This is a genomic window from Novosphingobium sp., from assembly GCF_965229225.1.
GTDB lineage: Bacteria > Pseudomonadota > Alphaproteobacteria > Sphingomonadales > Sphingomonadaceae > Novosphingobium.
Genome location: NZ_OZ245867.1, coordinates 1,567,962 through 1,590,306 on the forward strand (window position 1 = coordinate 1,567,962; position 22,345 = coordinate 1,590,306).

Here is a 22,345-nt window from a genome sequence, read left to right on the forward strand (position 1 = left end):
GGCGCGTTCCATGTCCTCTGCCCCCCTCACCGTCTGGTACGATGGCGCCTGCCCGCTCTGCACGCGCGAGATCGCGCTGATGCGGCGGCTGGACCGGGCGCGGCGGATCGAATTTGTCGACGTGAGCGAGGACGGGGCCGCCTGTCCGCGTGATCGGACGCTTCTGCTGGCAAGGCTCCATGCGCGCGAGGATGGTGTGCTGCTCGATGGCGCGGCGGCGTTTGCGGCGATGTGGCGGGCGATCCCGCTATTTCGTCCCCTGGGCCTCATGGCGCGCAATCCCGTAGTGCTCTCGGCGCTCGAATGGGCCTATGTGCGTTTTCTGCGGGTGCGGCCCGCACTTCAGAGGATGATGCGTTGAGCGACGACAGGTATCGCAAGGTTCCCACCAGCCGCCTCTCGCGCTTCTCCGCATTCGGCCAGCTGGCTGGCGGCGTCGCGGGCGGGGTGATCGCCGAAGGGGCCAAGCGCCTTGCGCGCGGCGAGCGGCCGGCGATGTCGGACCTGCTGCTCACCCCCGCCAATGCCACGCGCGTGACCGAGCAGCTGTCGCGGCTGCGCGGCGCGGCGATGAAGCTGGGGCAGATGATCTCGCTCGATGCGGGGGACCTCCTGCCGCAGGAGCTGACCGCGATCCTCGCGCGGCTGCGCGATGCGGCGCACTTCATGCCGCCCAAGCAGCTGCAGACGGTGCTCGCCGCGGCCTGGGGGCCGGACTGGCGGCGGCGTTTCGCCCGCTTCGAGGCGACACCGATTGCCGCCGCTTCCATCGGGCAAGTCCACCGCGCGGTGATGCACGACGGGCGCACGGTGGCGGTGAAGGTGCAATATCCGGGGATCGCCGCCAGCATCGATGCCGATATCGACAACGTGGCGACCTTGCTGCGCGTTTCCGGCCTGCTGCCCAAGGCGCTCGATATCACGCCGCTGCTGGCGGAGGCGAAGCGGCAGCTGCACGAGGAAGCAGACTACTTGCGCGAGGCCGAGCAGATGCGCCGCTATGGTGCGATGCTGGCGGGCGAGGCGCAGTTCGTGGTCCCCGCGCCGGTGGATGAACTCACCGGGCCGGGCGTGCTGACGATGGACTTCATCGCCGCCAAGCCCATCGATACGCTGGCCGATGCGCCGCAGGATGTGCGCGACCGGGTGATGGGCGCGATGCTCGATCTGGTGCTGCGCGAGCTGTTCGAATTCGGCTTCATGCAGACCGACCCCAACTTCGCCAACTACCGCTGGCAGCCCGAAACCGGCCGCGTGGTGCTGCTCGATTTCGGCGCGGCGCGGGGTGTGCCGGAGGAAACGCAGGCCGCTTATGCGCGGATGATGCAGGCGGGCCTCGATGGCGATCCGGCGGAACTCAAGCGGCGCATTTGCGAGGTGGGGTTCGCATCCGAAGAGCAGATGGCGCGGCATGGCGCGGCGTTTGAAGGCGTGATCGGGGTGATCCTGGAGCATGTGAACAAGGCCGAGATCTTCGATTTTGCCGACCGCAGCTTCGTGGCCCGCTTACGCGATTTCGGCGAGCCGGTGGCGCAGGACCGCGACACCTGGCACCTGCCGCCGATGGATACGCTGTTCGTGCAGCGCAAGGTGAGCGGCACCGCGCTGCTGGCAGTGCGAATGAAGGCGCGGCTGCCGCTGCAGGGCATGGTCGCGGCGCGGCTGGCCGGGCTGCAGCCGAAGCCTGCGGAGCCGGCCGAAGCGGCTATTTGAGCCAGCCCGCCTCGCGGTACCATGCTGCAGTGGCGTGCAGCCCTTCGCGCGTATCGATACGCGGGCGCCAGAGGCTGCGGGGCGGCTGCGCGCCCTCTCCCACGGTCCAGTCCGGATGGCAGATATAGCGCGCGCGGTCGGGCGTCAGCTTGGCCTTGCTGCCGCGAAACAGGCGGTCGGCACGGGCGGCGAGGCCAACCATGCGCGGCGACAGCGACAGCGGGCGGATCGGCTTTTCGCGCCCGGTCCCGGCATTGGCCGCCGCGCCGATCGCCTGCGCGAGGCGCACATGCGTCCAGCCGCCGGGTTCGCCATCATCGGGCTCGAACACATGGTGCGTGGCCTCCTCGCTGCTGGGGAGCAGCGCGAGCAGCAGCTCGGCAAGATCGGCGACATGGATCACCGAAAGTCGCCCAGGCGGCGGCAGCGGCACGATGCCGCGGCGCGCGAGGCGGAACAGCTCGAGCATTTCGGTATCGCGCGGGCCGAACACGGCGGGCGGGCGCACCACCGTCCAATCGAGGCCCGAGGCACGAACCAGTCGTTCGCCGCGCAGCTTGGAAGCGCCGTAGATCGACAGCTGCGGTTCGCGCGCGGCGAGCGAGGAGACGTGGATCATGCGCCCCACGCCCATTTCGTGCGCGGCCTCGATCACGCGCAATGTGCCTTGCACGTTGCCTTCCTCGAAACCCGCTGGATCGGGCGTATTGACCACCCCGGCGATGTGGATCACCGCACTGGCGCCCTCCATCAGGCGCTTCAGCGCATCCTTGTCGGCCAGATCGCCGAGGGTCCATTCCACCCCGCCGCGCAGGCGCTGCTTGCGCCGGGTGAGCGCGCGGACATCGATGTGGTGGCGAGCGGCGGACAGGAGCACCGCCTGCCCGACAAATCCGGTCGCGCCGGTAACCGCTACGAGATCGCCCTTGCTGCTCACAGCATCACCAGCTGATCGCGGTGGATCAGCGCCGAGCGTGGGGCGTAGCCAAGCAGCGCCTCGTGGTCAGCCGAAGGATGGCCCATCAGCGCAGCGCATTCCGCCGCGTCGTATTCGCTGAGGCCGCGCGCAAGGACCGCGCCATCGGGGCCGTGGACGGCGATCGCATCGCCGCGCAGGAAAGTGCCTTCCACCGCCGTTACCCCGGCGGCAAGCAGACTGGAGCCGCGCGCGAGGGCCGCAGCGGCGCCCGCATCGACCGTGACCGCGCCCTTCATGCGCAACTTGCCGCCAAGCCAGGCCTTGCGCGCGCGGGCCTTGCGCCTAGAGCGTTGGGGCGGACAAAACAGGGTGCCGCGTTCCTCGCCCAAGGCCGCAGCGATGGGGCTATCAGGGCGGCCATCAATGATCGCAAGCGCAATGCCGGCAAGGCCCGCAATCTCGGCAGCCTGCAGCTTGGAGGTCATCCCGCCCGAGCCTAGGCCGGAGGAGGAACCGCCCGTCGCCATCGCGTGGATTTCAGGCGTGACGCCGCGCACCACGGGCACGCGCACCGCGCCTTCGAGGCGGGGATCGCGATCGTAAAGCCCATCGATGTCCGAGAGCAGCAGCACGGCGCTGGCATCCGCCGCCTGCCCGACGCGGGCGGCGAGGCGATCATTGTCGCCGAAGCGGATTTCCTCGGTGGCGACGGTGTCGTTCTCGTTGATCACCGGCACCGCGCCCGATGCGAGCAGCGTGCCGAGCGTCGCGGTGACGTTGAGATAGCGGCGGCGGTCTTCGAGATCCTCGAGCGTGAGCAGCACTTGTGCGGCAATCAGGCCATGCGCGGCGAGCAGCTCGGCCCAGAGCCCCGCCAGCGCGATCTGACCGACGGCGGCGGCGGCCTGCGCATCGGCGAGGCTCCCCCGCCCGCCCCGCGCGAGGCCAAGCTTGCGCGCGCCGAGCGCAATTGCGCCCGAGGACACGACGATGACATCCTGCCCCCGCGCACGGGCGGCGGCAATTTCCGCCACCAGCAGCGTGAGCCACGCCCGGCGCGGCTGGCCATCCCTGCCGACGAGCAGCGCCGAGCCAACCTTGATGACAAGGCGCGGGGTCTCGACGGCGTCAGTCAGCTGGGCGAGGTGGTCAATTGACATGGTGGCCGCCGCTTAGGGGAAATGCGGCGGCGCGTGAAGGGGTTGCCCTACTGCGCTTCGTCATTCCCGCGAAGGCGGGAATCCCGTGCCGCATATGCAGCGCCAGTTGCTCTGAATCCCCGCCTGCGCGGGGATGACGAGGTGCTGGGGGGCGTGCGTAGTCGAGCTGCGGTACTGCTCAGATCGGCGACCAGGGCTTCTGGTCTTCGGCGTCTTCGACCTCGCCATCCGGCCGTTCGGTGGCGGTGGCGGCGGGGAGGTGCTCGAGGACAGCGTCGAGCAGAGCGTTCATGCCCTTGCCGGTCGCGCCCGAGATCGGGAATACGCGCTTTGCCCCGGCGGCGCGGAGCTCGGCGCGGAAGGCCTTGACGAGTTCGGCATCGACGGTGTCGATCTTGTTGAGCGCGATGAGGCGCGGCTTGTCTTCAAGACCGCCGCCATAGGCTTCGAGCTCTTCCTCGACGATGTGCAGCGCCTCGGCGGGATCGGTGCCGTTGATATCGATGAGGTGGATCAACACGCGGCAGCGTTCGATGTGGCCAAGGAAGCGGTCGCCCACCCCGGCCCCTTCGGCAGCGCCGGCGATGAGGCCGGGAATATCGGCCAGCACGAATTCGCGGTTGCGATGGCGCACCACGCCGAGCTGCGGGCGCAAGGTGGTGAAGGCGTAGTCACCCACCTTGGCCTTGGTGTTGGTGATCTGGTTGATGAAGGTGGACTTGCCGGCATTGGGCAGGCCGACGAGGCCCGCATCAGCGAGCAGCTTCAGCCGCAGCCAGACGTACATTTCCTGCCCGGGCCAGCCGGGGCCGACCTGGCGCGGGGCGCGGTTGGTGGAGGATTTGAAGGAGAGGTTGCCGCGACCGCCATCGCCGCCGCGCAGCAGGACGGCGCGCATGCCCGGCTCGGTGAGATCGAGCAGCACCGTCTCACCGTCCTCGTCGATCACCTGCGTGCCGACGGGGACCTTGACGACAAGATCCTCGCCCCCCGCGCCGGTGCGGTTCTTGCCCGCGCCGCCGCCGCCGCGCGGGGCCTTGAAATGCTGGGTGTAGCGAAAGTCGATCAGGGTGTTGAGGCCGCTGATCGCCTCGAAGATGATATCCCCGCCCTTGCCGCCATTGCCGCCATCGGGGCCGCCATATTCCACATACTTCTCGCGCCGGAAGCTGACCGCACCGGGACCGCCCGCGCCGGAGCGAATGAAGATCTTGGCCTGGTCGAGAAAATGCATGGAATGGAGCTATCGAAGCGCGCGGCCTTCGACAAGCTCAGGCTGAGCGGATGTGGGGTAGGCACCGACGACCGCTCATCCTGAGCTTGTCGAAGGATCGCAGGCCAAGAGGGCCAATTTACGGCATACTGGTGGAGCCGAGGGGGATCGAACCCCTGACCTCGTCATTGCGAACGACGCGCTCTCCCATCTGAGCTACGGCCCCGTTCCCAGTATCCTCCGGCATTCAGGCACGAAGCCCTCCCGCCGGGAGCGCGGCCATTAGCCCAGCGGGCGGGCGCTTGCCAAGTGCAAAATGCGGGCGACGCTGGCTCCGCAGGTTTCTCGCAGAGATGGGAAGGAAAAGAAGACCGCGAAGATGCCCCCGATGGCAGCGCAGCCGCTCTTGCCATAAGATGAGCTGCCGCATCTCCCGGCTTGCGGCTGGGCTGCAAACATCCTCTCTGCGCTCTTCTCTCTGCGTCTCTGCGAAAAATCCTTCAGGGCGTCCCGCTGGTCGCCGCAGGCGCGGCAGGCGGGCCGTACCTGGCGTTCCATTCGGCGAGATCGAGCCGGTACTTTTCATAACGCCGGTAAAAATCGTCATAAACGATCTCGATGCTGGGCAGGCTGCGCAGCGCGAAGGCTTCCAGTTCGGCCGGCTTCAGAGTGGGCGTCCTGGCCGCGGCAACCTTGGCTCCGGCCTTTTTCGGGGGAGCCGCTTTTGGTGCGGCGGGCGTGATCTCGGCGAGATCGCCGGTGACTGCCAGCACCGCATTGCAGAATTCCGGCATGGCCGGCGGCAGCGCGAAGTGGTTGTAAACCGAGGTCATGTAAGCCTCACGCGGGGCGGTGAACTTCGCGCCGTAGCGTGCCTTGAACTCGGCATCGACCTTGCGGTTCGCGGCCATCAGCGTGGTGTTATAGCTCTTCAGGAAGACCTTGTAGCGCGGCAGAATTTCGGCGTGCTTGGGATCGCTGCAATTGAGCGCGGCGACGTTGAAGGCCGAGCGCAGGTTCCACAGCATCTGCGTGGGCGAGATATTTCGGTTCACCGACTGGCGCAGGCCGCCTGCATCGAGCGGGGGAATGGTGAGATTGTCGCTGGCGCCGGACGGCGGGACGGGCTTGGGCGGTGGCGGAATATAGGGCTTGGGCTTGGGTGGCGGCGGCGGCGGGGGTGGCGGCGGCGCAGGCGCGGCGCAGCTCGCCAAAGCGGCCGCAAGGACAGCGGCCGGAAGGAACCGGGCGATCTGGAAGAATGCTGGCGCCGCAGGGCGCGAGGTACGTGGCATGCGAGAGTGTTCCCCCGGAAAAAAACTTACGTGGTCTAACCGGCCCACCGCGCAATGAAAATGCCCGGCGAGCCGGATGGCCCGCCGGGCACGGTAATGTGAAACAATGCGCTTCAGATCAGCGGCGATCGCCCATGAACTGCAGCAGGAACGTGAACATGTTGACGAAATCGAGGTAGAGCGTGAGCGCGCCGAGCACGATCATCTTGCCCGCGAAATCGGTGCCCGCGACCTGATCGTACATCAGCTTGAGCTTCTGCGTATCGTAGGCGGTGAGGCCCGCGAAAATCAGCACGCCGAGGAAGCTGATGCCCCAGGCAAGGCCCGCCGACTGCAAGAAGATGTTGATCAGGCTGGCGATCAGGATGCCGACGAGGCCCATGATCAGGAACGTGCCGAGGCCGGACAGGCTCTTCGTGGTGGTGTAGCCATAGAGGCTGAGACCAGCGAAGGCGCCCGCAGTGGCGAAGAACGTCGCCGCGATCGAAGGGCCGGTATAGACCGCGAAGATCGCCGAGAGCGAAATGCCCATCAGCACGCTGAACGCCCAGAACAGGCCCTGCATCGTGGTCGTCGAAATGCGGTTCGCGCCGAAGCTCATCACCATGACGATGGCGAGCGGGGCGAGCGCGACGAGCCAGCGCAGCGGCGTGCCGAACACGGCATCCGCCATGCCCGAGGTAGCGAACAGCAGCGCGACCACGCCCGAGAGCAGAACGCCCGAGGCCATGTAGTTGTAGATCGACAGCATGTAGCGGCGCAGACCCGCATCATACGCGGCGCCGCGCCCGGCGAGACCCGCCGCAGCGCCGAAGCCTGCCGGGCTCCAGCCCGAGGGCTGGGGGTCATTCCAGTTTGCCATGACGTACCAAACTCCGTTTCGGCCCGGGATGGACCGAGTGCTGCCAATATCGCCCCAAACCCATGCCTTTTCAAGCAGGAGGGTCATAACAGAGTGTGTCAAAGCGTAATAAGTTCCGGTTTTGGCCCGCATCCGGAAAAATAGGGACAGTCCCCATTTTCCGGCGCTATTTTCTGGCGCTATCTTCTGGCGGCTTCCGTAAGCTCTTCGCTGCGATCGCGGGCGGCGCGCAGGGTGTCGGTGATCAGCGCGGCAAGGCGCTGGTCCGCATCCAGAACCCTGAGGCCGGCTTCGGTGGTGCCGCCGGGGCTGGCGACGCGGCGGGCCAGTTCGCCGGGCGCTACGGGGGCGGAAGCCGCGAGCGCGGCGGCGCCCTCGACCATGGCGAGTGCCAGCCGGTCGGCCTGTACGCGCGGCAGACCGAGCGTGGCAGCCGCTTCGCCCAGCGCATCGATGAAGCGGTAGACGAAAGCGGGGCCGGACCCGGCGAGCGCGGTGACGATATCCATCGCGCTTTCCTCCGCCAGCCATTCAGCGGGGCCGAGCGGGGCCATCAGCGCCTCGGTCCGCTCCCGCAAGGGGCCTGCGGCATCACCGTAAAGCGCGATGGGCGACTTGCCGATCGCGGCAGCGAGGTTGGGCATCACGCGCACGATCGCAGCGGCCTGCGGGAACGCGGCGCGCAGGGTGCGGCAATCAACCCCGGCGAGGATCGAGAGCAGCAACGTGCCCTCCCCCACATGCGGCGCAATGGCGGCGGCGGAAGCGGTGAACTGCTGCGGCTTGAAGCCGAGGAGCACCACATCGGCACGCTCCGCGCCCTCTGGCCCTTCGCGCAGCAGCCGCACGCCGGTGGGCGCCTCTGCCAGCAGCGGATCGACCACGGTGAAGGCAGCCGGATCGAACCCGGCAGCGAGCCAGCCGGCGAGCATCGCGCCGCCCATGTTGCCGCAGCCGAACTGGAGAAGGGAGAAGGTCACGTTGGGCTCTCGCTTGAAAAGTTAGGCATTGCACATGCCCTCCCCCAACCTCTCCCGCAAGCGGGAGGGGGTGTCAGGCTTCGCCCGCGGCGTCGATCAGCGCGCTGGCGAGCGCATCAGAGGGGGACTTGTCGCCCCAGAGCAGGAACTGGAACGCGGGGTAGAACCGGTCGCACTCGTCGACCGCAGCCTCGATCGCGGTCTGCGCCTGGACGAGGCTGAGAAGGCCATCGTCGCCCAGCATCAGCCCGTGGCGGTAAAGCAGGACCGAGCCGTTCGACCAGATATCGAAGTGGCCGAGCCACACCTGCTCGTTGATGAGCGCCATGATCTCGAACATCGCATGGCGCTTGTCTTCGGGCACGCGGATATCGGGCAGGCAGAGAATCTGCAGGACGTGGTCCTCGCTGCGCCAGATGCAGCGCAGCTGATAGCTCGCCCAGCTGCCCTGGATTTCGCCGTGAATCTCGTCTTCGGAAACGAACTCGCACGGCCAGCCGCGCGCCTCGAACAGCGAGGCGAGCATATCGACGGGCGCCGCATCTTCGCGTTCGCTGTCTTCATGGCCGGTGCGCATCGGGTGTTCCTCGGGTCCCGGACTGGGCCCTTGCGAGCCATCGCGGAGAGGGCCCGTGGCGGCAATCGGGGCCCCGTCCGGGGCTGGGCAAAACTCGACTAGTCTGTTCATAAGCTGTGGAGAAGCGGTGGAGCCCCGCTTCCGCCCCAGCTGCTACTTCACGCCGAGGCTGTCGACCGCCTGACCGGCCGGGCTCGTCCACTCGAAGCTGCCGACGCCGTCCTTGCGCAGCCTGTCGACGAAGGCCAGCGCTTCCGCGTCGCTCGCGAAAGGCCCTGTGAGCAAACGATAATTGCTACGCCACGGCGTGATCGAGGGCTTGCGGCCCCTGAGCGCGGCGGACGCGTTGACAAGGCGCTGCCACTCCTTGCCCATGGCGGTGCGGTTCGAACCGGTGAGCACCTGGACCCAGATCCGGCTGGCGTGCGCGGGCTCGGCCTTGCCGTTCTTGCCCTTCTGCGCCTTGCCGTTTTCGGGCGGGCACTGGGCCTCTGCGGCCCCCTTGCCTTTCGTTTTGGCAGACGACTTTGCGGCGGTTCTGCCCTTGGCCGGAGCTGCCTTGCCCTTGCCCGTCTTGCCCTTGGCGGGGGTTTCGAGGCAATCGGTGTTGAGCGCGAGCTTGTCCTTCGCCGCCTTGGCCGCCGTTTCCTTGCCGGTCTGGCCCTTTTCGGCCTTGTCCTTGCCGCCGCGGGTGACGGCGGCTTCCGGCGCATCCTGATCGCTGGTGCGCGAAACCGCGGTGGGGCCATCCGGGCGCTCGCCCCGATCCCTGGTGTTGCGATCCTTGGCGCCGCGATCCTTCGATTTGGCTGAAGGCGCCTTGGCCGATTCGCGCAGCGCTTCGATCCGCGCGAGATCGACCGCCTCGGTTTTGGCGGAGGCTTCCTGCTCGGGCGGCTTGAAGCCATCGAACATGGTGCGGAAATCGGCGGGTGCGGTCGCGGCTTGCGCCGGAGGCGGCGGCGTGGGCTGCGGCAGCGGAGTCGGCGTCGGCGCGGTCGAAGCGGGGGGGACCGCTGCCGATGCGGAGGCGGCGGGCGGAGGTGCCAGCAGCGCGAATTGCGGCCCAGGTGGCGGGGTGGGCGCCGAGGACGGGGCCAAGGACGGTGCCTGAGCCGGAGCCGAAGACGTCGTCGCAGGCGCGGCCGTTGCCACCTGAGCAGGTGCAGGAGCCGGGGTGGGTGTGACCGGCTTGGTGACTTGCGGTGCCGTAGCGGGCGGCGTGATGGCCGGTGCGGGCGTCGGCGCAGGTGCCAGCGCCAATGCAGGCGGCGGCGTTGGCGTGGGCGCAGGGATGGGCGTGGAAGTAACCGGGCGCGGTGCCGCTGGGGGTGCCAGCGGCGTACCCGGCGGCACATCGAGCTTCGACAGAACAGTCGGGCGGGCCGGTGCTGTCTGGGCAGGGACCGTGAGGCTCTGGGGCGAGGACTGCGGCTGCTGCTGCGCTGCGGCGGTGCGGGTGCCCGGCTGGAGGCCCCATGGCGCCGTGACCGCAGGTACTGTCGAAGCCGGCGGCGGTGGCGGAATTGGTGCAGGCGCGGGCGTGGCGGCGGCGAGCACCGTCTCGCGGCGGTCTTCCTTGCCCGGACGGCGGCGCTTTGAACGATCGTCACGTCCGCGCGCACCCAGGGCTTCGCCCTGCGGCACAAGCGCGGCATCGACGCGCGGCGCGCGCGGGTGGGCGAGCGCATACTGCACGACCTGCGGATCATCGCGGCCAATGTCGGCCGCGCGCGGGAAGCGGCCAAGATTGGCGGCGGCAGCCTGTTGTGCGGGCGTAAGGCGCGGCATGTAGCGCAGATAGGGCGAGATCGCTGCGGCAAGATCGGCGGGCATCGTCGCGCGAGCAATGCCTTCGGCTTCCTCGCTCTGCCCGGCGATGGCCATGATGAAGGTGCGCACGCGCCAGGCGCCGCGATCCTGCCGCTCGAGCATGGGCTGGATGATGAGCTCGGCACCGCGCCGGTCGCCAGCAATGACGAGGCTCAGCGCGTAGCGGCGGCTCGTCTCGTCATTGCGGCCAGCGGAAAGGGCCAGCTGGTACTCGCGCTGGGCCGCCGCATTGTCGCCGATGAGATCGTAGGCAAGCCCGCGATCGGGGGCCATTTCGGCGCGGTTGAAGCCCGCCTGCTCGGCCAGATCGAACCAGCGGATTGCCTCGAACGGCTGGTTCGCGCGCAGCATTGCAATGCCCATCCGCGCCCGCACTCCGGCCGTACCGGGCGCCACCTGTTCAGCGCGGGTGAGGAAGCCGATCGCCGCATCGGTATCGCCCAGATCGAGCGCAGCGCCCCCGGCATCGAGCAGCGCACTGATATCGCGCGGATCGCGCGCAAGCCGGGCCAGCGCGGCATTGAGCATGCGCGTGGGGCTTGGCGTGATCGGCTGGACGACCGGGACCGACGTGCTGGGAACCGGCTCGACCGCGTCATCATCGACAGCCCCGGCCCGCTGTTGCGCCCAGGCGGGCTGGGCAAGTGCGAGGGCCGTGCCAAGAAACAGCCCGAAGCGGACGGGCGAAACACGGTGCCGGAGCCCGGAGCAGAAGAAGCGTCGGATCATGGGGCCGACCTTATCGCGGCTTGGGGGACACGCAAAGCTGAGCCGGCGACAGTGGCAACAAAGCGGGGCGGCTCGCGGTGCGCTGGCCACCCCCTAGCCACCGCACCGCACATGCCAAATCCCTTGCGCCGAACCGTGCGGCTTTACTGGTTGTTCTGACGACCGAGGAAGCGCGGGATGTTGAGCGCGCTGCCATCTTCGCCATCAGCATCTTCTTCGCCCACGCGGCCCCCACCGCGCGAGAGATTGGCCATCCGTTCAAACAGCGTGCTGCCCGGCGCGCTGCGCGGCGGCGCATCGCCCGAAGGGTCGGGCTGCGCACGGCCGAAGCGCGGCGGAACAGGCTCGGCATCACCGAGCCCGAGTTCAAGCTCACCGGCTCCTGCGGCAGGCGGCGCGGATTCCTGAACATCGGACAAGTCGAGCGTCAGATCGAGCGGTTCCTCGGCAGGCGCGGCGCCCGCGGGTTCCGGCTCGCTTGCGGCCGGTTCAGGCGGGGCAAAGCTGGGCAGTGGTGCGAACGGCTGCGGCGCGGCGGCAACCGGCTCGGGCGCCGGTTCGGGTGCGGCAGGACGAGCCATACCACCCGGGAACGCGGGACCGCGCAGGCCCCCGGTCGTCGCCGGGCGAGCCGCGGATTCGGCCATCTCGGCGCTCTGCTCGATACCGGTGGCAACCACCGAGACGCGGATCTTGCCATCGAGGTGCGGGTTGAACGCCGAGCCCCAGATGATGTTCGCGTTGGGATCGACCAGTTCGCGGATGTGGTTGGCCGCTTCGTCGACTTCGAGCAGCTTCATGTCGTCGCCGCCGATGATCGAGATGATCACGCCCTTGGCGCCCTGCATCGAAACGCCGTCGAGCAGCGGATTGGCAATCGCGCGTTCCGCCGCTTCGAGCGCGCGGTTCGGGCCTTCGCCCTCGCCGGTGCCCATCATCGCCTTGCCCATCTCGCCCATGACCGAACGCACGTCGGCAAAGTCGAGGTTGATCAGGCCGGGCATGACCATGAGATCGGTGATCGAACGGACGCCCTGCTGCAGCACTTCGTCGGCCAGCTGGAAGGCTTCCTTGAACGTGGTCTCCGCCTTGGCGACGAGGAACAGGTTCTGGTTCGGAATGACGATCAGCGTATCGACGTGCTTCTGCAGCTCGGCAATGCCGGATTCGGCGGCGCGCATGCGGCGCGTGCCTTCGAACAGGAACGGCTTCGTGACGACACCAACCGTCAGCACGCCCTTGCGGCGCGCGGCTTCGGCGATCACGGGTGCAGCGCCGGTGCCGGTACCGCCACCCATGCCTGCGGCGATGAAGCACATGTGCACGCCTTCAAGCGCGCGTTCGATGTCCTCGATCGTTTCTTCCGCAGCGGCACGGCCGACCTCGGGACGGGCGCCGGCGCCGAGGCCCTGCGTCATGTCCGGCCCCAACTGGATGCGGTTGTCCGCGATCGAATTGTTGAGCGCCTGCGCGTCGGTGTTGACGACGACGAAATCGACGCCTTCGATCTTCGCGTTGATCATGTTGGCGATGGCGTTGCCGCCCGCCCCGCCCACGCCGATGACGGTGATGCGCGGCCGCAGTTCGTCGATGGCCGGCGGTCCGATGTTGATGCTCATAGCGCTCTCCCGTGCGGGTCTGCGGGGGGCCAGAAACGGAGCCCCGGAAATCGTAACAATTGCTTTGGCACGGATTGTTTGACCGAATCAAAGCTTCGACAGGTTTTTCCACAAGTAGGAGGGTTTGATCGGCCCTCCACCATCAGAAATAGTCTTTCATCGCACGCCAGATGCGCTGCAGCAGACCCAGCCCGCTGTAGGATTGCGTAGGCCCCCAGGTCGGCCCGATCTTGCGGATATCGACAGGATCGGCCGCAGCATAGAGCATCAGGCCGACAAGCGTGGAGGAACTGGGCGTCGCATGGCCCGGCGGCAGGCCCAGCATGGTGGGCGGCGAACCGATGCGCACCGGGCGGCCCAGCGCGGCCTGCGCATAGTCGGCAAGCCCCGGAAGCTGCGCGCCGCCGCCTGTCAGCACCACCTGCTGGCCGCGCTTGCCGTTGAAGCCGAGCGCTTTCAAGGCCCGCCCCACTTCGTCGGTGAACACGCCGAGCTGCTGGGTGATCACCGAGACGAGCTCGGCGCGAGGGATGCGGTTCTTGTCGTCGGCGTGGCGCGCCACGGGTGCGCCCTGCTCGGGATCGCCCGGGGCGTTGACCGGGATCATCTCGCGGTGATCGGCGGGGCTCGCCAGCGCGGAACCGGCCATGCATTTCAGCCGTTCGGCCTGATAGCGGCGAATGCCGAAGGCCGAGGCGATGGCATCGGTAATATCGCCAGAGCCGAAGGCAATCGCCTGCATGCCCAGCAGCATGCCGCCCGCATAGACCGAGACGGTCGTCACTTCCGCGCCGAATTCGATCAGCGCCACACCCAGTTCGCGCTCCTCGGAAGAGAGGCAGGCATGGCCCGCAGCAATGGGTGAGCCGACGACAGCCTCGACCCGCAAGTGCGCGTTTTCGACCGTTTCCTTGAGGTTGCGCACCGGCGCACCGTCCGCAAGCATGACATGGATATCGACCGCGAGCCGCTCGGCATGGAGGCCCTTGGGATTGGGCACGCCGTCTGCGCCATCGAGCGTGTAGTGCGCGGGCTGGGCGTGGAGCACGGTGCGGCCATCGGGCTGGATCACCTCGCGACCGGCAATCAGCAGGTGCTCGATATCGTCGCTCTCGATCCGCCGCCCGCCGATCTCGACTTCAACCTTGGCGGTGGTGCTGGCAAGGCCTGCACCCGAACAGCCGATCCACACGCTCTGCACGCTGGCATTGGCCATCTTCTCGGCGCGCTCGATCGCATCGCGCACCGAATGGGTGGCGGCGACCATATCGGTCACGTAGCCGCGCTTGATCCCCTGCGACTGGCGATGGCCCGAACCCATGACGACCATCTCGCCCGCCTCGGTCAGCCCGGCGATGATCGCCGAGACCCGGAACGAGCCGAGATTGACGGCAGCGAAAACCTTGGTGATGCGGGGGGCAGCCATGGCCGGACGATCAATCCTGCACGGTCTTGGCGATAGTGACTTTGGCGGGGCCGCCCTTGGCGGGTGCGGCGGATGCGACGGCGCTGCGCGCGGCTTCGGTCTTCGCGGCGGCGGCATTGGCCTTGGCAGTCGTTTCGGCGCGGGCGGCGGCGGCCACTTCATCCGCGCGGCCGGGCACCCGCATGTAGATGCGATCAGGGTTGCGCATGTCGAAGCTCGCCACCTTGCCGCCGAGCAGGCGGTCCACGCCGTCCATGCGGGCGAAAGTGAGCAGCGCGCTCGCCGCCTGGGTATCGCCCTCGGGCAGCGCGACGACCTGGCGGGTCTTGAACGTCAGGTTCCAGCGGCGGTTGCCGATCCATTCGGCCTCCGCCACCTGCGGGCGCAGCGCGGGTGCGGCATCGAGGAGGTGGACGAGATCGGGCACGCGGCCTTCCGCGCCATTGCCGGAAAGGACGAGCAGGCCCCGGGCCTTGCCCGGATTCACCGCCTCGAGCGGGTGGCCGGTCTCGTCAATCAGGGTCAGCTTGCCGTCGCGGCGCATCACGGCATGGGGGCTACGTTCGATCACATCGACCACCAGCGTATCGGGCAACTGGCGCGAGACGCGGGCGTCCTTCACCCACGAAAGCTGGAGCAGTTCATCGCGAAGGCTCGCGATATCGAGCCGGGGCATGGCCTGATCGCGCTGGCCGAGCACCTTCTCGTAGATCTTGAGCTCGTTCATGCGGTTGACGCCGCGCACTTCGACGCGCTTGACCTCGAAGCCGGACTTGGAGGCGATCAGCGCCATCTCGGCTTCTGCCAGCTGCGGCACACCCGCCATGCTGGCAACGATCCACATCAGCACCGCCGCGCCGCCAAGGATGACGAACATCAGGATGCGGTGCAGCGTTTCCTCGCTGAAGGGCATCCATTGCATGATCTGGTCGATCGCCGAGCCGGTCTGGCGGCGGGCGGCGGTCACCTTGCGCTTGGTGCCGCTGGCCGCCGCAACCTTGCGCACCGCTTTCCCGCCCCGGCGAATGGTCTGCGCCATGGCTCAGGCCTCCTTCTTCGCTGAAGCGAGCGCATCGGCGACTATTGCCTCGACGAGATCGCCATAGTCCATGCCCAGCGCGCGCGCCTGTTCGGGCACGAGGCTGAGCGGGGTCATGCCCGGCTGGGTGTTGACCTCCAGCAGGAACAGGCCTTCGACGCCCTGCTCGTCATCCCAGCGGAAATCGCTGCGGCTGGTGCCCTTGCAGCCGAGCAACTGGTGCGCGCGGAGCGCTATGTCCTTGCAAGCCTCGGCGATGTCTTCGGGGATTTCGGCCGGGCAGATATGGTCGGTCATGCCGTCGGTATACTTGGCGTCGAAATCGTAGAACCCGGACTTGGGCTTGAGTTCGGTAACAAGAAGCGCCTTGTCGACGAGCACGGCGGTGGTCAGCTCGCGGCCGCGGATGAAGGGCTCGGCGAGCAGCTCGTCGAACTCGTTCCACGGGCCGATGCTGTCACGGCTGATCGGATCGCCGTAGTTGCCATCCTTGGTGACGATGGCCACGCCGACCGAGGAGCCTTCGTTGACCGGCTTCACGACATAAGGACGCGGCAGCGGATCGCGCTCGAACAGCTCCGCGCTCTGCACAATGCGCCCGCCGGGCATGGGGATGCCGTGAGGCACGAGCGCCTGCTTGGTCAGCTGCTTGTCGATGGCAATGACCGAAGTGGCGAGGCCGGAGTGCGTGTAGGTGAGGCCCATCAGGTCCATCAGGCCCTGCACCGTGCCATCTTCCCCCGGCGTGCCATGGAGCGCGTTGAACACGACATCGGGCGCGGCTTCGGCAAGGCGCTGCGCGACATCGCGGCCCATGTCGATGCGGGTGACGCGGTGGCCCTTGGCCTCCAGCGCATCGGCCACGCCATTGCCGGACATGAGCGAAACGGGCCGCTCGCTCGACCATCCGCCCATCAGGACCGCGATATGGAGTTTGGGGAGCGTCACGGTCTTCCTACTCGCTGAATTTCCCACTGCAGGTCTACGCCCGACTGTTCCTTCACGCGCCGCCGCACGTCCTCACCCAGCGCTTCGATCTCGGCGCTGGTGGCTTCGCCGGTGTTGATGAGGAAATTGGTGTGCTTTTCGGAAACCTGCGCGCCGCCGAGCATCAGCCCCCGGCAGCCGGCCTTGTCGACGAGTTCCCACGCCTTGCCGCCATCGGGGTTCTTGAAGGTGCTGCCGCCGGTCTTGCTGCGCAGCGGCTGGCTGGCTTCGCGCGCGGCGCTGATGCGGTCCATTTCCGCCTGGATCGCTTGCGTGTCGCCGGGGTGCCCACGGAAGCGCGCGGCGACGACGATGCAGCCATCGGTCAGGTTTGAATGGCGGTAAGTGTAGCCGAGTTCGCTGACTGGCAGCGTGACGATCTCGCCGGAGCGGATCACCACGTCGCAATCGATCAGGATATCCTTCACCTCGCGGCCATAAGCCCCGCCGTTCATGCGCACGAAGCCGCCGACAGTGCCGGGGATCGAGCGGAGGAACTCCAGACCCGCAATACCATTGTCGCGCGCGGTACTGGAGACGAGGATGCCCGAGGCGCCACCGCCGCAATTCAGCGTGGCTTCGTCCACCTTCTCGACCTGCGCGAAGGCCTTGCCGAGGCGGACGACGACGCCGGGGACGCCGCCATCGCGGACAATCAGGTTGGAGCCGAGACCGAGCGCCATGACGGACACATTGGGCGCGAGGCCAGCGAGGAAGTGCTGCAGATCAGCCACGTCCCTGGGCTCGAACAGCCACTCGGCGGTGCCGCCGGACTTGAACCAGACGAGCGGGGCGAGCGGGGCGTTGGGGGTCAGCTTGCCGCGAACCGGAGGCAAGGCGGTGAGCGTGGTCACGCCGCCCCCCGCTGCGTCGCAATCGCGCCGGCCAACCCTGCCGCCCACTTGGTGATATCGCCCGCGCCGAGGCACACGACCATGTCGCCCGGCTGGATCACGCCGGCGAGTTCCACGGCCAGCGCATCCGCGCCCGCGATCAGGTGGGCTGAGCGGTGCCCGCGTGCCTTGATGCCCTCAACCATCTCGGCGCTGTCCACGCCCTCGATGGGCTGCTCGCCGGCGGGATAGACAGGCGCGGCATAGACCACGTCGGCATCATTGAACGCGCCCTGAAACTCTTCCATGTGATCGCGCAGGCGGGTGAAACGGTGCGGCTGGACGACGGCGATCACCCGCCCCTGCACGCCCTCGCGCGCGGCGGCGAGCACGGCGCGGATCTCGACCGGGTGGTGGCCGTAATCATCGATGACTGTCACCCCGTCGACTTCGCCAACCTTGGTGAAGCGGCGCTTGACCCCGCCGAACTTCGCAAAGCCGGTGCGGATCAGCTCTTCCGAAACGCCCATTTCCACCGCGACGGCGACGGCGGCGAGCGCGTTCTGCACGTTGTGGCGTCCGGGCATGGGGAGCTCGATGCCCTCGATCCGGCGGAAGCTGCCGTCGCGCTGGCGCAGCACGGCGGTGAAGCGGTTGCCGCCGGGGATTGGCGTGACCGCCTCACCGCGCACATCGGCCTGCGCGGAAAAGCCATAGGTCACCACGCGGCGATCGCGCACCTTGGGGATGATCGCCTGCACTTCGGGATGATCGATGCACAGGATCGCCGCACCGTAGAACGGCACGTTCTCGATGAACTCGACGAAGCTGTCCTTGACCTTCTCGAACGAGCCGTAGTGATCGAGGTGCTCGGGATCGATGTTGGTGACGACCGCGAGGGTGCCATCGAGCCGCAGGAACGAACCGTCGCTTTCGTCGGCCTCGACCACCATCCACTCGCTGTCACCCAGCCGGGCGTTGGAGCCATAGGAATTGATGATGCCGCCGTTGATCACGGTGGGATCGACCCCGCCGGCATCGAGCAGGCAGGCCACCATCGAGGTCGTGGTTGTCTTGCCATGCGTACCCGCCACCGCGACGGTGTTTTTGAGCCGCATCAGCTCAGCGAGCATTTCTGCGCGGCGCACGACGGGGATGCGGCCTTCCAGCGCGGCGACGACTTCCGGGTTGTCGCGCTTCACGGCGGTGGACGTAACGACAACGGCTGCGCCTTCGACGTTTTCCGCGCGCTGCCCGATCATCACCGGGATGCCGCGCGAGCGCAGGCCATCGACGACATAGCTTTCCGCCATGTCGGAGCCTTGCACGCTATAGCCCATGTTGTGCATCACCTCGGCAATGCCGGACATGCCGATGCCGCCAATACCGACGAAATGGATCGTGCCGATCTCGGTGCCGACGCCCTTCATTCGGCGCTCTCCTTTGCAAGCGCCTGCTGGGTACTGGCGGACTGTGCCGCACCTTCCATGCGGATCACATCCATTAGCGGCACGCCGCCGAAGCCCTCGACGAGGTCGGCAAGGTCCTTGACGGCATTGGGTAGGCCGCAATTCCACGCAGCATGGGCGGCATTGGCGAGCGATGTGGGATTCAGCGCCATGGTTTGGATCTGCTTGGCAAGTTCCTTGGGGGTGAAGCCCGATTGGCGGATCGCCCGTGCGCCGCCCGCTTTCACCATCTCGCGCGCGTTGACGGCCTGATGGTCGTCGGTCGCGATGGGCAGCGGCACGAGGATCGCGGGGCGGCCGACCGCCGTCAGCTCAGCAATCGTCGATGCACCCGAGCGGCCGATGAACAAGTGCGTTTCGGCAAGGCGGCTCGCCATGTCCTCGAAATAGGTGCCGAGTTCGGCGGGGATCTGGTGCCCGGCATAGCGCGCGCGGACGGCTTCGAGGTCTTCCGGGCGGCACTGCTGGGTCACCTGGAGGCGGTGGCGCAGTGCGGGCGGGAGCATGGCGAGGCCATCGGGGACGACTTCGGAGAGGATCGATGCGCCCTGGCTGCCGCCGGTGACAAGCACGCGGAACAGGCTGTCCTCGCTGAACGCCGGGAATGCCTCGCCGCGCAGCGCCAGCACTTCCGCGCGCACCGGATTGCCGACGCGGTGGACCTTGCCCCAGAGCCCCGGATCGAGCCGCTCGACTTCCATGTAGGCCGTGGCGATGGCATCCACGCGCTTTGCCAGCAGGCGGTTGACCCGGCCGAGCACAGCGTTCTGTTCGTGGATCACCGTGGGGATGCGCGCCGAGCGCGCGGCGAGCAGCGCAGGCAGCGCCGGATAGCCGCCAAAACCGACCACGCAGGACGGCTGAAAGCTTTCAAACAGGCGCAGCGCCATCGCGCGCCCGCGCCAGATCGCGGCAAGGCCCTTGACCAGTGCAATCGGGTTCTTGCCGAGCCGTCCGGCGGGCAGGACATGCGCGGGCAGGAACGAGGGCTTGCCGGGTATCTTCGCGCCGCGCTCGTCCGTCACCAGCGCGACGTGATGTCCGCGCCGCTCAAGCTCGGTCGCCAGCGCGAACGCGGGTAGCAGATGCCCGCCGGTGCCGCCCGCCGCGAGGACGAAATGGCGCGAGACGCCGGGGATATGATTCGTCATGTGCGCGCGAGCTCCCTCAGGTCCGTCATCTCGCGCGAGAGATAGGGATTGCGCCGCGTGATGGCGAGGAGGAACCCGACGCCGAGCAGCAGCGCGATTGTGGAGGAGCCGCCGTAGCTGATGAGCGGAAGCGTCATGCCCTTGGACGGGAAAAGTTGGAGGTTGACGAGAATGTTGATGAAGGCCTGCCCCGCCAGCTGCGCGGTAAGGCCCGCTGCGGCGAGGACGGTGAACAGGTCTTCCTCGTCCGCGAGGCGCATCATCACGCGGATCACGATGGCACAATAGAGCACCACGATCAGCGCGCAGGCGATCAGGCCGAATTCCTCGCCGATCACCGAGAAGATATAGTCGGTATGCGCCTCGGGCAGCGCCATCTTGCGGCTGCCCAGCCACAGGCCACTGCCGCTCCAGCCGCCGCTGACCAGCGTGCGCATGGCGAGGTCCACCTGATCGAACTCGCTGCCGCCCGAAAGGAACGCATCAATGCGGTGCGTGGCGTTGGGGTAGAAGAAATAGGCCAGCACCACCGCGGCCAGGGCGCCGCCCACGCTCAAGCCAATCTTGGTGAGATCGAGACCGGAGAGCAGCACGAGGACGAACCACACGCCGCCGAACAGCACGGTCGAGCCGAAATCGGGCTGCGCCATGAGCAGCGCGGCGATGAGCAGCATGAGGCCGACGGTGATCGGGATCACCGGGATGTTGGGATCGCGCACCCGCCACGAAAGGATCCACGCGACTGCAACGGCAAAGCCGGGCTTCAGAAATTCGGAGGGCTGGAGGCTGAAACCGATCCACAGCCAGCGTTTGGCCCCTTTCACCTCGTTGCCGAGAAAGGGCACCAGCACGAGCGCGACAAGCATGGCTGCGGCCAGCAGGATGGCGAGCCGCCGCGTGGTTTCCTTGGGCAGGAGCGAGGCGACGAACATCGCGAACAGCCCGACGCTGAGGAAGCGCAGGTGCAGCCAGAAGAAGTAGAGATCGCCGAGGCTTTTGGTCTGCGTCGAGAGCCGGTGCGCGCTCGCCGGGGACGAGGCGGCGACCGCCACCGTGCCGACCGTGACCAGCATGAGCACGAGTGCGAGCAGGACGCGGTCGATCTCGCGCCACCAGATCACCAGTTCGCTGCGGCGGGTGCGGCGATAACAATTGGTGCGCGGCGCGATCCGCACGCCGCCGCCGGGCAGCTGGGTGGCGACTTGCCGGGTGGGCTGATGGCCGTTCATGCCGCTCCCCTCTCGGCAATCAGCGCGGTGACGATCTGGCGGAAGCTGTCACCCCGCGCCTCGAAATCGCGGAACTGGTCGAAGCTTGCGCAGGCAGGCGAAAGCATCACGACATCGCCGGGCTGGGCCCCATCCATCGCCTGACGCACCGCATCACACAGCATTTCGCTGCGCTGGACGGGCATGACCGGCTCGAGGATTTCGGCAAAGCGAGGCCCAGCCTCGCCGATCGTGTAGGCCTGCACGACGTGGCTGAAATAGGGGGCGCAAGCATCCAGATCGTCGCCCTTGGGCAGGCCGCCGAGGATCCAGTGAACGCGCGGCCAAGCGCCGAGTGCTGGCGCAGTCGAGGCGGGATTGGTCGCCTTGCTGTCGTTGATGAAGAGGACGCCGTTCGCTTCGGCGACGCGTTCCATGCGGTGCGGCAGGCCGACGAAGCTGGCGAGTGCCGCGCGCCAGACGGGTTCGGCAATGCCGAGGCGCTGGGCCATGGCCACCGCAATCGCGGCATTCTGGAGATTGTGCGGTCCCTGCAGCGAAGGCCATTCGGCCTGCCCGGTCAGCGCGGCGGGATCGACCACCGCTACATCGCCTTCAGGGCGGTGGGCCGCGATCTCCGCCGCAATCCGCCGGGTATCTTCATCGCCGCAGCCGAACACGGCAAACTGCCCCGCCTGCTGCATCTGGAACAGCCGCGCCTTGGAGGCGCCATAGCCTTCATAACCATCATAGCGATCAAGATGATCAGGGCTGAGGTTGATGAAAGCGGCGAGATCGGCGTGGAGGCTGTAGGTGAGGTCGATCTGGTAGCTCGAAAGCTCCAGCACATAGACGCCGCCTTCCGGCAGCGGCGGCTGGCCGAGAATGGGCAGCCCGATATTGCCGCCCATCACGGTGGGAAGGCCGGCTTCCTTCACGATGTGGTGCATCAGCGAGGTGGTGGTCGATTTGCCGTTGGTGCCGGTAATCGCGACGACCTTGTGCGGCGGCAGGCTGGCGCGGGCCTGCGCGAAAAGCTCGATATCGCCAATGATCGGCACGCCCGCCGCGCGCGCGTGGGCAGCGATGGGGTGGCGATTGAGCGGCACCCCCGGGGAAACCACCATGCCATCGAACCCCGTGAGATCAATCGCCAGCGGATCGGCAATCGTCGCGCGGCCCTCGACACTTGCGCGCGCATCCTCGCGCCCGTCCCACGCCGTCACGTCGGCCCCGCTTGCCAGCAGCGTATCCACACTCGCGAGCCCCGAACGGGCGAGCCCGAGGACTGCATAGCGTTTGCCGGCAAAGGCGGAGGAGACGATCATGGGC

Annotated in this window: 19 protein-coding genes and 1 tRNA gene; 2 read left to right on the plus strand and 18 right to left on the minus strand. The window is 67.6% G+C overall.

All coding sequences use genetic code 11. From position 1 onward, the window contains the following. Positions 1-10 precede the first annotated feature (10 nt). Both ACO06X_RS07075 and ACO06X_RS07080 read left to right on the plus strand, forming a co-directional pair. The gene (locus ACO06X_RS07075; protein WP_421839235.1) at positions 11-361 is read left to right on the plus strand and encodes a thiol-disulfide oxidoreductase DCC family protein; all 351 of its coding nucleotides are present in this window, start codon (positions 11-13) and stop codon (positions 359-361) included. Further along, positions 358-1,713 carry an ABC1 kinase family protein gene (locus ACO06X_RS07080; RefSeq protein WP_421839236.1) on the plus strand — a complete coding sequence of 452 codons (1,356 nt, stop codon included), beginning with the start codon at positions 358-360 and terminating at the stop codon, positions 1,711-1,713. The genes ACO06X_RS07075 and ACO06X_RS07080 overlap by 4 nt, the downstream gene beginning before the upstream one ends. On the opposite strand, the gene ACO06X_RS07085 is transcribed toward ACO06X_RS07080, so the two are convergent. The 18 genes from ACO06X_RS07085 to murD form a co-directional block, all read right to left on the minus strand. After that, positions 1,706-2,650 carry an SDR family oxidoreductase gene (locus ACO06X_RS07085; RefSeq protein WP_421839237.1) on the minus strand — a complete coding sequence of 315 codons (945 nt, stop codon included), beginning with the start codon at positions 2,648-2,650 and terminating at the stop codon, positions 1,706-1,708. The genes ACO06X_RS07080 and ACO06X_RS07085 overlap by 8 nt on opposite strands. Continuing rightward, complete coding sequence (gene proB / locus ACO06X_RS07090; protein WP_421839238.1) at positions 2,647-3,792, minus strand: glutamate 5-kinase; 1,146 nt, start codon at positions 3,790-3,792, stop codon at positions 2,647-2,649. The genes ACO06X_RS07085 and proB overlap by 4 nt, the downstream gene beginning before the upstream one ends. A 178-nt stretch (positions 3,793-3,970) precedes the next feature. Then, positions 3,971-5,026, minus strand: a complete 1,056-nt coding sequence (gene obgE / locus ACO06X_RS07095) for a GTPase ObgE (protein ID WP_421839239.1) — start codon at positions 5,024-5,026, stop codon at positions 3,971-3,973. Positions 5,027-5,155: 129 nt separating this feature from the next. Continuing rightward, a tRNA-Ala gene (locus tag ACO06X_RS07100) sits at positions 5,156-5,231 on the minus strand. Between the two features lie 274 nt (positions 5,232-5,505). Next, on the minus strand, positions 5,506-6,300 hold the full coding sequence (locus tag ACO06X_RS07105) for a hypothetical protein (protein ID WP_421839240.1): 795 nt from the start codon (positions 6,298-6,300) through the stop codon (positions 5,506-5,508). Between the two features lie 118 nt (positions 6,301-6,418). After that, positions 6,419-7,162 (minus strand): Bax inhibitor-1/YccA family protein, encoded by a 744-nt coding sequence (locus tag ACO06X_RS07110; RefSeq protein WP_298174133.1) that lies wholly within the window; start codon positions 7,160-7,162, stop codon positions 6,419-6,421. Positions 7,163-7,341: 179 nt separating this feature from the next. Then, positions 7,342-8,142, minus strand: coding sequence for a pyrroline-5-carboxylate reductase (gene proC / locus ACO06X_RS07115; protein WP_421839241.1), 801 nt, complete (start codon positions 8,140-8,142; stop codon positions 7,342-7,344). 73 nt (positions 8,143-8,215) lie between these two features. Further along, the gene (locus ACO06X_RS07120) at positions 8,216-8,719 is read right to left on the minus strand and encodes a YbjN domain-containing protein (RefSeq protein WP_421839242.1); all 504 of its coding nucleotides are present in this window, start codon (positions 8,717-8,719) and stop codon (positions 8,216-8,218) included. Positions 8,720-8,872: 153 nt separating this feature from the next. Beyond that, on the minus strand, positions 8,873-11,281 hold the full coding sequence (locus ACO06X_RS07125) for an SPOR domain-containing protein (protein ID WP_421839243.1): 2,409 nt from the start codon (positions 11,279-11,281) through the stop codon (positions 8,873-8,875). A gap of 143 nt (positions 11,282-11,424) precedes the next feature. Further along, positions 11,425-12,900 (minus strand): cell division protein FtsZ, encoded by a 1,476-nt coding sequence (ftsZ, locus tag ACO06X_RS07130; protein ID WP_421839244.1) that lies wholly within the window; start codon positions 12,898-12,900, stop codon positions 11,425-11,427. Between the two features lie 142 nt (positions 12,901-13,042). Further along, complete coding sequence (gene ftsA / locus ACO06X_RS07135) at positions 13,043-14,326, minus strand: cell division protein FtsA (protein WP_421839245.1); 1,284 nt, start codon at positions 14,324-14,326, stop codon at positions 13,043-13,045. A gap of 10 nt (positions 14,327-14,336) precedes the next feature. After that, positions 14,337-15,365 (minus strand): cell division protein FtsQ/DivIB, encoded by a 1,029-nt coding sequence (locus tag ACO06X_RS07140; protein WP_421839246.1) that lies wholly within the window; start codon positions 15,363-15,365, stop codon positions 14,337-14,339. Between the two features lie 3 nt (positions 15,366-15,368). After that, positions 15,369-16,313: a D-alanine--D-alanine ligase gene (locus tag ACO06X_RS07145; protein WP_421839247.1), complete on the minus strand. Its 945-nt coding sequence runs from the start codon at positions 16,311-16,313 to the stop codon at positions 15,369-15,371. After that, on the minus strand, positions 16,310-17,206 hold the full coding sequence (murB, locus tag ACO06X_RS07150; protein WP_421839248.1) for a UDP-N-acetylmuramate dehydrogenase: 897 nt from the start codon (positions 17,204-17,206) through the stop codon (positions 16,310-16,312). The genes ACO06X_RS07145 and murB overlap by 4 nt, the downstream gene beginning before the upstream one ends. Continuing rightward, positions 17,203-18,615, minus strand: coding sequence for a UDP-N-acetylmuramate--L-alanine ligase (gene murC / locus ACO06X_RS07155; protein WP_421839249.1), 1,413 nt, complete (start codon positions 18,613-18,615; stop codon positions 17,203-17,205). Before murC ends, murB begins: the two co-directional genes overlap by 4 nt. Then, the gene (murG, locus tag ACO06X_RS07160; RefSeq protein WP_421839866.1) at positions 18,612-19,793 is read right to left on the minus strand and encodes an undecaprenyldiphospho-muramoylpentapeptide beta-N-acetylglucosaminyltransferase; all 1,182 of its coding nucleotides are present in this window, start codon (positions 19,791-19,793) and stop codon (positions 18,612-18,614) included. The genes murC and murG overlap by 4 nt, the downstream gene beginning before the upstream one ends. Positions 19,794-19,801: 8 nt before the next feature. Next, positions 19,802-21,034, minus strand: coding sequence for an FtsW/RodA/SpoVE family cell cycle protein (locus ACO06X_RS07165; protein WP_421839250.1), 1,233 nt, complete (start codon positions 21,032-21,034; stop codon positions 19,802-19,804). After that, on the minus strand, positions 21,031-22,341 hold the full coding sequence (gene murD, locus ACO06X_RS07170; protein ID WP_421839867.1) for a UDP-N-acetylmuramoyl-L-alanine--D-glutamate ligase: 1,311 nt from the start codon (positions 22,339-22,341) through the stop codon (positions 21,031-21,033). The genes ACO06X_RS07165 and murD overlap by 4 nt, the downstream gene beginning before the upstream one ends. Between the last annotated feature and the right edge of the window lie 4 nt (positions 22,342-22,345).

What these genes read in the sequence shown, in the direction of transcription:
- ACO06X_RS07075 (WP_421839235.1), top strand. Translation starts at nt 11, where the DNA reads ATGTCCTCTGCCCCCCTCACCGTCTGGTACGATGGCGCCTGCCCGCTC.
- proB (WP_421839238.1), bottom strand. Translation starts at nt 3,792, where the DNA reads ATGTCAATTGACCACCTCGCCCAGCTGACTGACGCCGTCGAGACCCCG.
- obgE (WP_421839239.1), bottom strand. Translation starts at nt 5,026, where the DNA reads ATGCATTTTCTCGACCAGGCCAAGATCTTCATTCGCTCCGGCGCGGGC.
- ACO06X_RS07105 (WP_421839240.1), bottom strand. Translation starts at nt 6,300, where the DNA reads ATGCCACGTACCTCGCGCCCTGCGGCGCCAGCATTCTTCCAGATCGCC.
- ACO06X_RS07110 (WP_298174133.1), bottom strand. Translation starts at nt 7,162, where the DNA reads ATGGCAAACTGGAATGACCCCCAGCCCTCGGGCTGGAGCCCGGCAGGC.
- ACO06X_RS07120 (WP_421839242.1), bottom strand. Translation starts at nt 8,719, where the DNA reads ATGCGCACCGGCCATGAAGACAGCGAACGCGAAGATGCGGCGCCCGTC.
- ACO06X_RS07125 (WP_421839243.1), bottom strand. Translation starts at nt 11,281, where the DNA reads ATGATCCGACGCTTCTTCTGCTCCGGGCTCCGGCACCGTGTTTCGCCC.
- ftsZ (WP_421839244.1), bottom strand. Translation starts at nt 12,900, where the DNA reads ATGAGCATCAACATCGGACCGCCGGCCATCGACGAACTGCGGCCGCGC.
- ftsA (WP_421839245.1), bottom strand. Translation starts at nt 14,326, where the DNA reads ATGGCTGCCCCCCGCATCACCAAGGTTTTCGCTGCCGTCAATCTCGGC.
- ACO06X_RS07140 (WP_421839246.1), bottom strand. Translation starts at nt 15,365, where the DNA reads ATGGCGCAGACCATTCGCCGGGGCGGGAAAGCGGTGCGCAAGGTTGCG.
- murC (WP_421839249.1), bottom strand. Translation starts at nt 18,615, where the DNA reads ATGAAGGGCGTCGGCACCGAGATCGGCACGATCCATTTCGTCGGTATT.
- ACO06X_RS07165 (WP_421839250.1), bottom strand. Translation starts at nt 21,034, where the DNA reads ATGAACGGCCATCAGCCCACCCGGCAAGTCGCCACCCAGCTGCCCGGC.
- murD (WP_421839867.1), bottom strand. Translation starts at nt 22,341, where the DNA reads ATGATCGTCTCCTCCGCCTTTGCCGGCAAACGCTATGCAGTCCTCGGG.